We start from the raw sequence: 14902 nt of genomic DNA, 5'->3' as shown, positions 1-14902 counted from the left end.
TTATTTTTGCTTTCCCAAAAGATACTAAGTTAAATGAAAACCCCAAAAGAAGATTGGCTGTATGAAATAAAGCCAAAAGATACTCTTTTTTCACTAAATTTTAAGGAGATTTGGCGTTATAGAGATTTACTTTTAATGTTTGTTAAGCGTGATGTAGTTACACTTTACAAACAAACAATTCTTGGACCTTTATGGTATTTAATTCAACCTTTATTTACTTCCGTAGTTTTTACATTAATTTTCAATAATGTTGCTGGAATTCAAACAGGTTCTATACCTCCATTTTTATTTAACCTTGCAGGAGTGACAGTTTGGAATTATTTCAAAGAATGTTTAGTAGCAACTTCTGATACTTTTAAAAAGAATGAAGCAATTTTTGGAAAAGTTTACTTTCCAAGAGTTATTATGCCGATGTCTATTGTAGTATCAAATTTATTAAAGTTTGGAATTCAACTTACTATTTTTATAGCATTTTATTTATATTTTGTTTTTATTGGAAATGAAGTTCGACCAAATGTAGCATTAGTGTTTTTCCCAGTTTTAGTTTTAATAATGGGAATGTTAGGTTTAGGATTAGGTATGATTATTTCTTCAATGGTTACAAAATATAGAGACTTAACTTTTTTAGTTCAATTTGGAGTTCAGTTATTGATGTATTTTTCGTTAGTGGCTTACCCAATGAGTTTGATTGAACAAAAAATACCAGATTTAGCTTGGATGGTAGAATTAAATCCGATGGCACATGTTATTGAAATTTCAAGATTCATGCTTTTAAATGAGAATAATTTCTCTTTATCAGGAATTATATACACAACAGTTATATCCATTGTAGTGTTTTTTGTAGGTCTTGTAATCTTTAACAAAACAGAAAAAAGTTTTATTGATACAATTTAATCATGGCGGAAACAATATTAAAAGTAGAGAATGTTTCAAAACAATATCGTCTAGGGACGATTGGAACAGGAACAATTAGCCATGACTTGAATAGATGGTGGGCTAAGATTAGAGGAAAACAAGACCCTTTTTTAAAAATTGGAGAAACAAATGATCGTTCTAGTAAAGGAAACTCAGAATATGTTTGGGCTTTAAAAGATATTAATTTTGAAGTAAAAAAAGGAGAAGTTCTTGGAATTATTGGTAAAAATGGTGCGGGAAAATCAACTTTACTTAAAATTTTATCACAAGTAACTAGCCCAACTACTGGAAGTATAAAATCTAGAGGAAGAATAGCATCTTTACTTGAAGTAGGTACAGGATTTCATCCAGAAATGACAGGTAGAGAAAATATCTATTTAAATGGAGCAATTCTGGGAATGACAAAAAAAGAGATTTCTTCAAAAATAGATGAAATTATTGCTTTTTCAGGTTGCGAACGATACGTAGATACTCCAGTAAAAAGATATTCTAGTGGAATGAAAGTTCGTCTGGCATTTGCTGTTGCTGCACATTTAGAACCAGATATTTTGGTTGTAGATGAAGTTTTAGCTGTTGGTGATGCAGAATTTCAGAAAAAAGCTATCGGTAAAATGAAGGATATTTCAAAACAAGGTGGGAGAACAGTACTTTTTGTGAGTCATGATATGGGCGCTATCCAGAGTTTATGCTCAAGGTTAGTCGTTTTAGAGAATGGAGGTGTTGGATTTCAAGGTAAAGTTCAAGAAGGAATTAATTATTATTTAAGTGTTAAATCAACATTTTTAAATCTATGTAAATCTAAAAAAGGAGTTCAAGTAATTGATTTTGAGGTTAGAAATTCAAAATCAAATATCGTTGAAGTTATTGAAGTTTTTGATCCAATAAGTTTTAATTTAAAATTATTATTTGAGAATAATATTCCTTCTGATTTAAAGATAGAATATTTTATTAATGATTTATTTGGACAGCCTCAAACAACAATTTCAAGTTGGTTAAATTCAGAAATAATTACACCAAGAGAAAATCAGATTGAATTAAAAACTAATTTAATTAATGGTTTTTCTTTAAAGGAAGGAGAATATAGTATTAATCTTAGATTATTCACTAGTGAAACGATAGATTTTGAAGATATATATATATTTAATCTTATCAATACAAATTTTACAGGATATAAATACCCTTTAAAACAACAACACGGGCGAGTTTATACACCAAATAATTGGAATATTGTTGAATAAAAATGGAATGTTATGCGTATAGGGGTAAATCCTGAAAAATCAAAGTTATCAGAAATAAAATATAAGCAGCATCGTATTATTATACCTGTATATATTCCAGAATCAGATGAAGAATATTTTCAAAATTTATTTGAGGTTCTGAAAGTTTGTATAGAGTCTATATTGAAGACTGTAGATTTGAATAATACAGTTATAACAATAATAAATAATAATTGTAAAGTAGAAGTTACAGATTATATAGAAACATTATTAATCAATAAATATATTGATAAACATGTTAAATATACTGAGAATTACGGAAAGGTTTATACAGTTTTAGCAGAAGCACGAGCATCATATGAAGATTTAATTACAATTACGGATGCAGATGTTTTCTTTTTTACAGGATGGGAAAATGAAATAATTAAAGCTTTTAATACTTTTTCAAAAGCAGGTGTGATTTCACCTTTGCCAGTTCCTAATTTAGCATTCTATAATAATACTTCATTATTTTTTGATAAGTTATTTAGTATTAAAAAAGGAAAAATAGTTTCCAATAAGTCATTTGAATTATTTGAAGAAGGAGTCGGAAATAAAGAAGTTTTCAAGAAATGGAAGAATAAACAATTTTATTTAAAATCAGGAGACTATCCAATTTGTATTGGAGCTTGTCATTTTGTTGCTACATATAGAAGAAGTGTATTACAGAATATAGAATACCTAAAACCAAAATATGTTTTTAAAAACGGTTATGAAAACAAAGTATTGGATAAACCGATAGATGTACTAGGATATTATAGACTGTCTCTAAATAAATCATTTGCATATCACTTAGGGAATAATATACCTAAATGGATTGAAAATGAGGTTGGTGTAAGTTCAGAGAGTATTGATTTTATAGAAAAAAATAAAAAAATAATTCGATTTTCTTTTATGTTTAAAAAGATTATAGCTAAAGGTATCCGTTTAATTTTTAGATCAAAATGATAAAACACTTACTATATAAATACTGGACACGTTATAAGAAATATCGATTTCGTAAAGAGAATAAAAAGTTAGGAACTTTTATCTCAAAAGAATCGAAAGGATATCAAAATGTTTCTTTTGAAGGAAAAAATAGAATTCCTGATAGATGTAATTTTTCTGGAAAAATTTCTATTGGTTTTGCAACAACATTAGGATATAATAATATGTTAATGGGAGATGTTTCTGTAGGTAAATATTGTCAAATTGGAGCAGATGTAGCTATTCATACAACAAATCATCCAATAAACTATTTATCCACGTATATCAATAAACTATTATTCAATGGAGAATTAAAAACATTAAAAACAACAAATAAAGTTGTTGTTGGAAATGATGTTTGGATTGGACATAATGTAATTATTGTTGGAAATGTTACTATTGGAAATGGAGCTATATTAGCTGCAGGTTCTGTTGTTACTAAAGATGTTCCTTCATATACAATTGTAGCAGGAACTCCTGCAAAACCATTAAAAAAACGTTTTTCTGATAAAATAATTTCTCAAGTTGAAGAACTACAATGGTGGAATAAAACAGAGAATGAATTGAAAGCAATTAAGCCTCTATTCTTTAAAAATTTAGAAAATTTAGAAGATTTATATCAATAATTAAATGACACAAATTATAGCAGAAATTGCACAAGCACATGATGGAAGTTTAGGATTATTACATTCTTATATTGATGCTTTGGCAAAAACAGGAGTTGATGCAATAAAATTTCAAACACATATTGCAGAAGCTGAAAGTAGTATTCATGAACCTTTTCGAGTGAAGTTTTCGAAACAAGATGATACTCGCTATGAATATTGGAAAAGGATGGAGTTTTCTTTGGAACAATGGAAAGGTATTAAACAACATTGTGATCAGGTTGGATTGGAATTTATGAGTTCTCCTTTTAGTAATACTGCTGTTGATTTATTAGAAGAAGTTGGTGTTGAGAGATATAAAGTAGGTTCAGGTGAAGTAAATAATTTTGTGTTATTAGAAAAAATAGCAAGAACAGGAAAACCTGTAATTATTTCTTCTGGAATGAGTTCTTTTGAGGAGTTAGATCAAACAATTGCTTTTTTAGAAAAAAGAAATGTAGATTTTTCAATTTTACAGTGTACAACTTCTTATCCAACAAATCCGAAAGATTTTGGTTTTAATGTTATTTTAGAATTAAAGAAACGATATAATGTGCCTGTTGGATTTTCAGATCATTCTGCAAAAATTGAAACAGGAATTGCAGCTTGTGCTATAGGAGCTGAAATATTAGAGTTTCATGTAGTTTTTCATAGAGAAATGTTTGGACCAGATGCAAAATCTTCTTTAACAATGGAAGAAACAAAACAAATGGTAGATGCGATTAGAAATATTGAAATTGCCAAAAATAATCCAATAAATAAAGCAGATAATAGTAGATTCTCGGAATTAAAATCTATTTTTGAGAAATCTTTAGCAATAAATAAAAACTTACCAGCAGGTCATGTGATTTCTTTTGAAGATTTAGAAACTAAAAAACCAAAAGGTTTCGGAATTGAAGCTTCGAAATATGAAGAAATTATTGGTAAAGAAATAAAACATGATATGCAAAAATGGGATTTTCTGAATTATGAAGATTTAGTTTAAAATTCTGTTTAAATAAATATTGATAGAAAGAATATGAAGAAAAAAATATGTGTTGTAGTAACTGCAAGACCTTCGTATAGTAGAATTAAATCTGCATTAGTTGCAATTAAAAATCATCCAAATTTAGAATTACAATTAGTTGTTGCTGGTTCTGCTTTATTAGGTAGATATGGAAACGCTGTAGATGTGATTCAGGCTGATGGATTTGAAATCACAGAAAAAGTTTTCATGGTTTTAGAAGGTGAAAATCCGACAGCAATGGCAAAAACAACAGGAATAGGCGTTATGGAACTTTCTAATGTGTTTTATAACTTAAAACCTGATGCTGTTGTGACAATTGCAGACAGATTTGAAACAATTGCAACTTCTATTGCGACAGCATATCAAAATATTCCTCTAATTCATATTCAAGGAGGAGAAGTTACTGGAAATATTGATGAAAAAGTTCGTCATGCAAATACAAAATTGGCGGATTTACATCTTGTAGCTTCTGATGATGCTAGGGAAAGAGTGGTGAAAATGGGTGAAAATGAGGATATGGTGATTAATACAGGTTGTCCCTCGATGGATTTGGTTAAAGAAATCATGGATAATCCAACGCTAGATTATGATCCAATTGAAAAATATGGAGGAGTAGGAGAAGATTTTGATTGGAAATCTGGATACATTGTTGTTTTACAACATCCTGTAACTACCGAATTTGATAAAGCAAGAGAAGATGCTTTCAAAACTTTGGAAGCTGTTGAACAATTAGGAATTCCAACGTTTTGGTTTTGGCCAAATGTAGATGCGGGTTCTGATGGAACTTCAGGAGCAATTAGAAGTTTTAGAGAAACTGTAAAACCTAAAAATATTCGATTCTTTAAGAATATGGAACCACATGATTTCTTACGTTTATTAAAAAATAGTAATTGTTTGATTGGAAATTCAAGCGCAGGAATTCGCGAATGTGCTTTTCTTGGTGTTCCTGTAGTGAATATTGGTTCTAGACAAAATAGAAGACAACGAGGAGAAAATGTTTTAGATGTTAATTATGATGTAGAAGAAATTAAAGAAGCAATTTCAAAACAAGCAACAATTAAAGAATATCCATCCAATCCTATTTATGGTGATGGACTTTCAGGAGAACGAATTGCAGAAGTTTTAGCAACAACAGATTTACATTTTCATAAAACAATTACTTATTAGATGAAAGTTTTAGGAATTATACCAGCAAGAGGAGGATCTAAAGGTGTTTTAAGAAAAAATATCAGAGAAGTTGATGGAAAACCTTTGATTCATTATACAATTGATACAGCTTTAAAAAGTTCTAAAATTTCAAAACTTCTTGTTACAACAGATGATTTAGAAATTAAAGAAGTTTCTGAAAAAGCAGGTTGTGAAGTACAATTACGTACTAAGGAAAATGCTACAGATACTGCCAAGATAGAAGGAGTAATTGATGAAGTTTTATCGAAATTAGATGAAAATTATGATATTATTATTTTATTACAACCAACTGCTCCGATTCGTGAAACAGAAGATATTGATAATGTAATAAAAGTGTTTTCTGAAAATCAAACAATTGAAAGTGTGGTTTCTGTGATTGAATTAGATGATATTCATCCTGCAAGAATGTATAGACTTGGTGAAAAAGCAGAAATGATTTCTTTAAATCCAGAATTAGAAAAGAAAAGAAGACAAGAGTTACCAAAAGTTTACCTTCGAAATGGAAGTATTTATGCTGTAAGAACAGATATTTTCAAAAAAGAAGGAAAAGTAATTACTGCTAATAAAAAAGCATATATAATGCCTGAATCAAAATGGGCAAATGTTGATACAGAAAGAGATTTAATTATAACAGAAGCTTTAATTAAACTTTGGAAAAAAGGAGAGTTATAATATGAATTTAATTACAAAAATCTCTGGAATTGAGCAGCTTGATAGAAATGTTGAAAATAGATTAACACAAGTTTCTTCAATAGAATACGTCATATTAGAATCAGATAAAGATGTAAAAGAAGCATTACAAAATTGTGATGTTTTTTGGTTTCGCTTAAATCATAAACTTACAAGAGAAATTTTAAAAACAGCAAGATGTAAATATATTTTATGTGCTGTAACAGGTTTAGATCATATAGATTTAAAAGCTTGTGAAGAATTTGGAATTACTGTGATTAGTTTGAAAAATGAATTTGAATTTTTAAAAGAAGTAAGAGCAACAGCTGAACATACTTGGGGATTACTTTTGACTTTAATTCGAAAAACAGATAAAGCAATTACACATGTAGAAAATGGAATTTGGGACAGAACACTTTTTCAAGGTTCAGAATTATATAAAAAGAAAATAGGAATTCTTGGTTTAGGAAGATTAGGAGAAATTGTAGCAGGTTATGCACATGCTTTTGGAATGCAAGTTTTTTATTTTGATACAAAAGAAAAGCAAACTTCAAAACATTTTAAAAAGTGTGATACTGTAAAAGAAATGTTACAAGAAGTAGATGTTTTATCGATTCATTTACCTTATAATGAAGAAAATCATGAAATTATAGATACTTCCTATTTTGAAACCATGAAAAAAGGAATGTTAATCGTAAATACTTCGAGAGGAGGATTAATCCTGGAAGAAGATTTGGTAAACTCGATGCAAAATAATATTGTTTCTGGTTATGCTTCAGATGTTTTATTTGGAGAGCCAGAAATAACAACAAATCCTATTTTTCAATATGCTAAAAAGCATAAAAATATCATATTAACTCCTCATATTGGCGGAAATACGCATGAATCCATTGAGAAAACAGAGGAGTTTATATTAGAAAAATTTTTAAAATTTCTAAGTTAATGAAAGTTTGTATAGTAATTCCTGATGGAGTTGGGATAAGAAATTATTTATATTCAGATTTATTAAAAAAACTAATCGAAAATAATTCTGAAATATTCATTTGGCATACTTTATCAAATTCTGCCATAGAAGAAATCAAAAAAGTATATTCAGATGAAAAGATTATTTTTGAAAGAATGCCTTTGTTTAGAGAAACAAAATCGCAGGTTTTTATTCGAGAATTAATTTCTTATTCAAGATTACTTTATAATTCGAAATTACAAAAAAACGAAACGATTCTTAATAATTGGAAGCCAAGAAAGCAAGGTGTCAAAAAATATCTTTTTGGTTTAATTGAATTATATGGAAAGAAAATTTCTAAGAATTATCAAGATATTGTAAAATTAGAATCTTATTATGAAAAACTGGTTATAAGAGAGATTCCACAAGTTTATAATGAATATTTAAAGAAAAATGAGGTTGATGTTGTTTTTTGTACACATCAAAGAGCGATTCAAGCGATTCCGATTATGACAGAAGCAAAAAGAATGGGAATTCGAACAGTTGGAGCAATTTTTTCTTGGGATAATATGCCAAAAGCTAGACTTTCTGTGAGAACAGATGAATATGTTGTTTGGTCTTCTTTAATGAAAGAAGAAATGAAAACATATTATCCAGAAATATCTTTAGATAAAGTAACAATTACAGGAACACCACAGTTTGAGTTTTATAATAAAGAAGAATTATATAGTTCTAAAGAAGCGTTTTTTACAAAGCATAATTTAGATGTAAATCGAAAAGTAATTTGCTATTCAGGAGATGATAAAAAGACTTCTCCATTTGATCCTATTTATTTAGAACATTTAGCAAAAGAAATAGAAAACTTTCCTAAAGAATCTCAACCTCAAATTCTTTTTAGAAGATGTCCTGTAGATCTTTCTGATAGATTCGATAAGGTTTTAGAAGATTATAAGCACATTATAAAAGTTGGAAATCCAGAATGGGCATTAGAAGGAACTAAAATAGGGTGGGATTTAGTGTATCCGAAATATTCAGATATTATAGAATTGATGAATGTTGTAAAGCATTGTGATACAGTAGTGAATGTTGGGTCTACAATGGCGCACGATTTTTCAATTCATAATAAACCTGCAATTTATATTAATTATGATATAGAAAAAGAAAGTGATTGGTCTGTGGATACAATTTATAAATTTCAACATTTTAGAAGTATGCCTGATAAGAATTCAGTTCATTGGCTAAATGATAAATCTGAAATTAAAACTGTTGTAGAAAAAGCTTTACATTCTAAAGAAAAGCTTTCGAATAAAAAGTGGTTTGATTGTATTGTGAATGAAAAAAACAATGCTTGTGATAATTTGGTTAATGTAATTTTAAATAAATAGAGAAATGCATATTTGTTTTATCACCAATGAATATCCGAAGAAAAACGTTCCACATGGTGGAGTGGGCTCTTTTTTAAAAACATTAGCTAGTAAATTAGTTTCTCAAAATTTTGAAATTACTGTTTTAGGAATAAACAATATACCAAAACGAGAAGAAGAAAATGAAAATGGTATTAAAATTATTCGTTTACCAAAAAGTAAAATTCCGAAAGGAAGTTTTCTTCAAAATAGGTATAGAATAAATAAAGAAATTGAGAAAATTCATAAAAATAAGCCAATATCTGTTATAGAAACGGCAGAATTAGGTTTGGCTTTTTTAAAGAAAATCACTGGAATAAAATATATTATTCGAATGCATGGAGGACATCATTTTTTTGCAAAATATGAAAATAGACCTCTGAATAAATGGAAAGTATTTCAAGAAAAAAAATCTTTTTCTAAAGCTGATGAACTGGTTGCTGTAAGTGATTTTGTTGGAAAAGAAACACTAGATTTATTGGAGCAAAAAGATAGAAAATATACTGTCATTTACAATCCAATTTCTACAGAAAGGTTTTCAAATGTAGAAGTGAAAAATACGATTTCTCATAAAATTCTTTATGTTGGTTCTTTGGTGGAGAAAAAAGGAGTTCGACAATTAATACAAGCAATTCCTTATTTAAGAGATACATACCCAAATATCGTAGTTGATTTAGTTGGACCTGATGTGAAAATTAAAGAAACAGGAGAAAGTTATAAAGCGTTATTAGAAAAAGAAGTGAAAAATTTACAGATTGAAAAACATGTAAATTTTATTGGTGTTGTTCCAAATACAACTATCCCGGAAGTTATCAGCGCACATGATATTTGTGTATATCCTTCACATATGGAAGCAATGCCTTTAGCATGGTTAGAAGTTTTAGCATCTAAAAAACCATTTTTAGGTTCAAATATTGGACCAGCAAAAGAATGTATAAAAGATGGTGAAACTGCTTTGCTTTGCGATCCGAATTCTCCAGAAGATATTGCATTAAAAATAGCATCTGTTTTTGAAAATTATGAAGCTGCTTTACAGCGTGCGGAGAAATCAAAAATATTTATTTCAGATACATTTGAAACAGAGAAAATAGTAAAAGATAATGTTAGATTTTTTAAATCAATAATAAAATAATTAAAGAAATGAACGTTTCTGACAAAATAAAATACACGAATAAATATCCGCATTTTTCGAAATTATTAATGTTCTATAATTTTTTAGGGAATTCAAAGAAATTATCTTTTTTAGATTTAAAAGATTTTATTGGAAAATATAAAGAAATCACGATGTTTGCTTCTGGACCTTCTTTAAATTTATGTAAACCAAATAGCGAAACTTTATATTTAACAACTAATTCTTCTTATTTATATTTAGAAGGAAAATATGATTTTGTTCATGTGATTAAAGACTTAGGTTATCTAAGAAAATTTTTACTTTTTGGTTTAAAATACAATCCGAAACTTGTTATTATAGAAATTCCAACACATTCTGGTGGAAATGGTTTTGGAGCGATGACAATAAATTATATTAAAAAATATTTACAAAGAAGAAAATTTCCTTTTCCAATTGTAATTACAAATAATGAAAATTTAGTAGAACTAAATAAAGTCAATTATTATAGTGAAAGACTTGATTTTGTTTCTAAAAATATTGAAACTCCAAATCCAGATTCTAATAGTGGATTGATGTTGTATGGTTATGGAATTTGGTTGACCTCTAAGTTTGATAATCTTCAAAATTTTAATATTTACGGTTTAGATGCAGGAGAAGGAGGAAAGCAATATTTCGATGGTTCTAAAACTTTACCACGACATGTTGCAATGCGAGATGAAAATAAAAATAAAATGAAAAAGTTTATAGAAGCTTGTCAACAAGAACTTTCTTATATAAATAATTTTTCTTATTTCATAAATAACACAAATAAATGAAAATATTAGATTGTACATTTAGAGATGGAGGTTATTATACTAACTGGGACTTTAATGAAAATATTCAGAAAATATATTTTGAATCGATAAATAAATTACCAATTGATATTATTGAAGTTGGTTATAGAAATATTATACATGAAGGATATCAAGGAGAATATTTTTATACGCCAATTAATACTTTAGCAAAAATAAAAGAAAATACAGATAAAGAAATTGCAATTTTAATTGATCAAAAAAGTGTAGAGAAAAAGGACTTAGATTATCTTCTTTCTTCATGTATTCAATATATTGATTTAGTAAGAATTGCAGTTAAACCTGAAAATGTTTTTGATGCGTTAGATTTAGCAAAAGAAATTAAAAAATACGATTTAAAAGTTGCTTTTAATGTTATGTATTTATCTGAATGGGATAAGTATGAAGAAATTGATTTGGTTTTACCACAACTTTCTGGACAGGTTGATTATTTTTATTTAGTAGATTCTTTTGGAAGTGTTTTTCCTGATTTTGTAAGAGAAAAAATCCAATATGTTAAATCTAAAACAGATGTTGAAGTTGGTTTTCATGGGCATAATAATATAGAATTAGCTTTAATTAATTCTTTAACAGCAATGGAAGCTGGAGCAACTTTGATAGATTCTACTATCACAGGAATGGGAAGAGGAGCTGGAAACTTAAAGACAGAATTATTACTTTCGGTTTTAAATAAAACACAAAAAATTCCTGTTGATTTTGATGCATTAAGTGAAGTAACAAGTGCTTTTAGTAATTTAAAAGAAGAGTATAATTGGGGAACTTCATTACCATATATGGTTTCTGGAATTCGTTCTTTACCGCAGAAAAATGTTATGGAATGGGTTTCTAAGAAATTCTATTCTTTAAATAGTGTTGTAAGAGCTTTAAACGAAGATGCTTCTTCGAATACATATAAAACTTTTACGCCAAAAAAAGAATATAAAAAAGCATTAATTATTGGAGGAGGAAAAACAGCAATTAATCATAGTAGTGCAATTTTAGAACTTCTAGAAGCAGAAAAAGATATTTGTGTAATTCATGCATCTTCTAAAAATGCAAATGTTTATTCAAATACTTCTGCTGATCAATATTTTTGCTTAGTTGGAAACGAAGGTTTACGTATTAAAAAAGTATTTAAACCTTTAGATAATTTTAATGGTCAATGTATTTTACCACCAACTCCAAGAGTGATGGGAACATATGTGCCTGAAAAAATTTCAGATGTAACCTATGAACTAGAGCAAATTGAATTCACAAAAATTGTGAAAGACTCTCATTTGGCAATTGCAATGCAATTATCTATTGAATTAGAAGTTGATGAGGTTTTATTTACAGGTTTTGATGGTTATGCTGACGGAAAAATTGTACAAAAGGATCAAGAATTATTTGAAGAAAATATTAAATTATTTAAAGATTTTTCTAAAAAAGGAATTACGTATAATGCAATCACACCAACATTGTATAATTCAATTCCAACAAATTCTGTGTATAAATTATTGTAATTAATGAAAACTGTAGTTGTAATTCCGGCTCGTTTAAAATCTACAAGATTTCCTAAAAAACCGTTGATTGATATTTTAGGAAAGTCGATGATTCAAAGAGTCTATGAAAAATGTTTAGAGGTAATTCCAAAAGAACTAGTTTATGTCGCAACAGATGCAACAGAAATTTCAGAACATTGTGAATCTTTAGGTTTTAATGTTGTGTTAACAAGTGAAGATTGTTTGACAGGAACTGATAGAATTGCTGAATTTGCAAAAGTTGTTGAAGCGGATTATTATATTAATGTACAAGGAGATGAACCAGTGATTAATTCACAAGACATTAAAAAAGTATATGATTTAATCAGTGAACATGATGGAGAAATTATTAATGGTTATTGTGAAATCGATAATGAAGAAGACTTTCTAAGTGTTGGTTTACCTAAAGTAGTTTTTAGAGAAGATAAGCGTTTACTTTATATGTCTAGAGCTCCTATTCCTTTTAATAAAACAAAGGAATTTGTAAAAGGTTTTCGTCAAGTTTGTATTTATGCTTTTCCTAAACAAGCTTTAGAAAATTTTACACAAACAAATGGGAAAACGCTTTTTGAAAATATTGAAGATATTGAAATTTTACGTTTTCTAGAGTTAGGATATGATATTCGAATGGTGGAATTATCTAAAGATTCTGTTCCTGTGGATTATCCTGAAGATCTTGAAAAAGTAATAAAAATTCTAAAAAATGATTAAGAATAAAAAAATAATAATTTGGGATTTTGATGGTGTTATCATGTTCTCAAATGAAGTAAGAGATAATGGTTTTGTGGATGTTTTAAAAGATTTTCCAAAAGATCAAGTTGATGCTCTTTTAGATTTTCATCAAGCAAATGGTGGATTATCAAGATATGTGAAATTTCGATATTTTTTTGAAGAAATCAGAAATGAAAGTATTACAGAAGAAGAAGTAAATAATTGGGCAAAAAGATTTTCAGAAGTAATGCTTCAAAATTTAATAAAAGAAGAATTATTAAATAAAGAAGTTGTTGATTTTATTAAAAATAATCACGAAAAAATTACAATGTATATTGCTTCTGGTTCTGATCAAAAAGAATTAAATCATATTTGTGAATCATTAAATATTAATCGTTATTTTGAAAAAATATATGGATCACCAATTGCTAAAATAGAAAATGTAGTAACAATTTTAAAAGCAAATACAGATATTGAAAATTCGTATTTTGCTTTAATTGGAGATTCCATTAATGATTATGAAGCGGCAACTGCTAATGAAATTTCTTTCTACGGGTATAATAATAAAAACTTGGAAGAGTTAGGGAATTATATTAATTCATTTGAATAGTGAAATTTACAATCATCACACACGCAGTTCATAAAAAAAAGGAAAATGAATGGTTTTCCTATGCTCCTTATGTGAGAGAAATGCAAATTTGGGAAAAATATACGAAGGAATTACAAGTAGTTGCTCCAATTTCAACTGATGAAATCCATTCAAATGAATTGGCATATCGTCATGAAAGATTAGAGTTTATTAAGATTAAAGAATTTAATATAACTTCTTTAAAAAATTTAGTAAAATCACTATTTGTAATTCCATCTATTTTAATTCAAATTTATAAATCGATGAAATGGGCAGATCATATTCATTTACGTTGTCCAGGAAATATTGGTTTATTAGGTTGTTTTGTGCAAATTTTATTTCCTTCCAAACCAAAAACAGCAAAATATGCCGGAAATTGGGATCCAGAATCAAAACAACCATTTACTTATAAGATTCAAAAATGGATTTTATCAAATACGTTTTTGACAAAAAATATGAAAGTTTTGGTTTATGGTGAATGGGAAAATCAAACAAAAAATATTTTACCATTTTTTACTGCAACTTATCATAAATCTGAAATTGAAGAAATTAATTCAAAAACATTAAACGAAACCGTTGATTTAATGTTTGTTGGAGCATTAAGTACTGGAAAACAGCCGATTTTAAGTGTGAAAGCAGCACATGAGCTTTTGAAAAAAGGACATGATGTAGTTTTAAATATGTATGGAGAAGGAGTAGAACGAAAAAAATTGGAAAATTATATTTTAGAAAATAATTTACAAGAAAAAATCGTTTTACATGGAAATGTGTCAAGTGAAACTGTAAAAAAAGCTTTTCAAAAGTCACATTTTTTAATTTTCATTTCTAAATCTGAAGGTTGGCCAAAAGTAGTTGCGGAAGCTATGTTTTGGAAATGTGTTCCAATTACAACGAAAGTTTCTTGTGTTCCTTTTATGTTAGGAAATGGCTCTAGAGGAAGTATCGTTTCGGATTCATTAGAATCTATTGTTGAAACAGTTTCATCCTATTTTTCTAATAAAAATAAATATACAGAACATTCTGAAAATGGGGCAAATTGGTCACAAAATTATACTTTAGAAAAATTTGAAACAGAAATCAGTAAAATATTATAATTTAAACTATTTTTGACG

General features: G+C 27.9%; 15 protein-coding genes. All 15 read left to right on the top strand.

The window, feature by feature from the left end:
• Positions 1 to 33: 33 nt before the first annotated feature.
• The 15 genes from I0K12_RS06565 to I0K12_RS06495 are packed head-to-tail and all read left to right on the top strand — an operon-like array spanning position 34 to position 14884.
• Positions 34 to 894 (top strand): ABC transporter permease, encoded by an 861-nt coding sequence (locus I0K12_RS06565; RefSeq protein ID WP_196886372.1) that lies wholly within the window; start codon positions 34 to 36, stop codon positions 892 to 894.
• A gap of 2 nt (positions 895 to 896) precedes the next feature.
• Complete coding sequence (locus I0K12_RS06560; RefSeq protein WP_196886371.1) at positions 897 to 2153, top strand: polysaccharide ABC transporter ATP-binding protein; 1257 nt, start codon at positions 897 to 899, stop codon at positions 2151 to 2153.
• 12 nt (positions 2154 to 2165) lie between these two features.
• Positions 2166 to 3119: a glycosyltransferase gene (locus I0K12_RS06555; RefSeq protein ID WP_196886369.1), complete on the top strand. Its 954-nt coding sequence runs from the start codon at positions 2166 to 2168 to the stop codon at positions 3117 to 3119.
• Positions 3116 to 3763, top strand: coding sequence for a CatB-related O-acetyltransferase (locus tag I0K12_RS06550; protein ID WP_231372716.1), 648 nt, complete (start codon positions 3116 to 3118; stop codon positions 3761 to 3763). Before I0K12_RS06555 ends, I0K12_RS06550 begins: the two co-directional genes overlap by 4 nt.
• 4 nt (positions 3764 to 3767) lie before the next feature.
• Positions 3768 to 4766 carry an N-acetylneuraminate synthase family protein gene (locus I0K12_RS06545; protein ID WP_196886367.1) on the top strand — a complete coding sequence of 333 codons (999 nt, stop codon included), beginning with the start codon at positions 3768 to 3770 and terminating at the stop codon, positions 4764 to 4766.
• 33 nt (positions 4767 to 4799) lie between these two features.
• Complete coding sequence (gene neuC, locus I0K12_RS06540; protein WP_196886365.1) at positions 4800 to 5954, top strand: UDP-N-acetylglucosamine 2-epimerase; 1155 nt, start codon at positions 4800 to 4802, stop codon at positions 5952 to 5954.
• Positions 5955 to 6647, top strand: coding sequence for a cytidylyltransferase domain-containing protein (locus tag I0K12_RS06535; protein ID WP_196886363.1), 693 nt, complete (start codon positions 5955 to 5957; stop codon positions 6645 to 6647).
• 1 nt (position 6648) lies between these two features.
• Positions 6649 to 7587: an NAD(P)-dependent oxidoreductase gene (locus I0K12_RS06530; protein WP_196886361.1), complete on the top strand. Its 939-nt coding sequence runs from the start codon at positions 6649 to 6651 to the stop codon at positions 7585 to 7587.
• Entirely contained in the window at positions 7587 to 8972 is a 1386-nt protein-coding gene (locus I0K12_RS06525; RefSeq protein WP_196886359.1) for a hypothetical protein, read from the top strand. Before I0K12_RS06530 ends, I0K12_RS06525 begins: the two co-directional genes overlap by 1 nt.
• Before the next feature lie 4 nt (positions 8973 to 8976).
• The gene (locus I0K12_RS06520) at positions 8977 to 10122 is read left to right on the top strand and encodes a glycosyltransferase family 4 protein (RefSeq protein WP_196886357.1); all 1146 of its coding nucleotides are present in this window, start codon (positions 8977 to 8979) and stop codon (positions 10120 to 10122) included.
• Between the two features lie 8 nt (positions 10123 to 10130).
• Complete coding sequence (locus I0K12_RS06515) at positions 10131 to 10916, top strand: hypothetical protein (RefSeq protein ID WP_196886355.1); 786 nt, start codon at positions 10131 to 10133, stop codon at positions 10914 to 10916.
• Positions 10913 to 12433, top strand: coding sequence for a hypothetical protein (locus tag I0K12_RS06510; protein ID WP_196886353.1), 1521 nt, complete (start codon positions 10913 to 10915; stop codon positions 12431 to 12433). Before I0K12_RS06515 ends, I0K12_RS06510 begins: the two co-directional genes overlap by 4 nt.
• Before the next feature lie 3 nt (positions 12434 to 12436).
• Positions 12437 to 13162, top strand: coding sequence for a 3-deoxy-manno-octulosonate cytidylyltransferase (locus tag I0K12_RS06505; RefSeq protein ID WP_196886351.1), 726 nt, complete (start codon positions 12437 to 12439; stop codon positions 13160 to 13162).
• Entirely contained in the window at positions 13155 to 13772 is a 618-nt protein-coding gene (locus I0K12_RS06500; RefSeq protein WP_196886349.1) for an HAD family hydrolase, read from the top strand. The genes I0K12_RS06505 and I0K12_RS06500 overlap by 8 nt, the downstream gene beginning before the upstream one ends.
• The gene (locus tag I0K12_RS06495; RefSeq protein ID WP_196886348.1) at positions 13772 to 14884 is read left to right on the top strand and encodes a glycosyltransferase; all 1113 of its coding nucleotides are present in this window, start codon (positions 13772 to 13774) and stop codon (positions 14882 to 14884) included. The genes I0K12_RS06500 and I0K12_RS06495 overlap by 1 nt, the downstream gene beginning before the upstream one ends.
• The last annotated feature ends 18 nt before the right edge of the window (positions 14885 to 14902 follow it).

Source organism: Aureivirga sp. CE67 (assembly GCF_015767245.1).
GTDB lineage: Bacteria > Bacteroidota > Bacteroidia > Flavobacteriales > Flavobacteriaceae > Aureivirga.
This window is presented reverse-complemented; position numbering and strand designations above follow the sequence as displayed.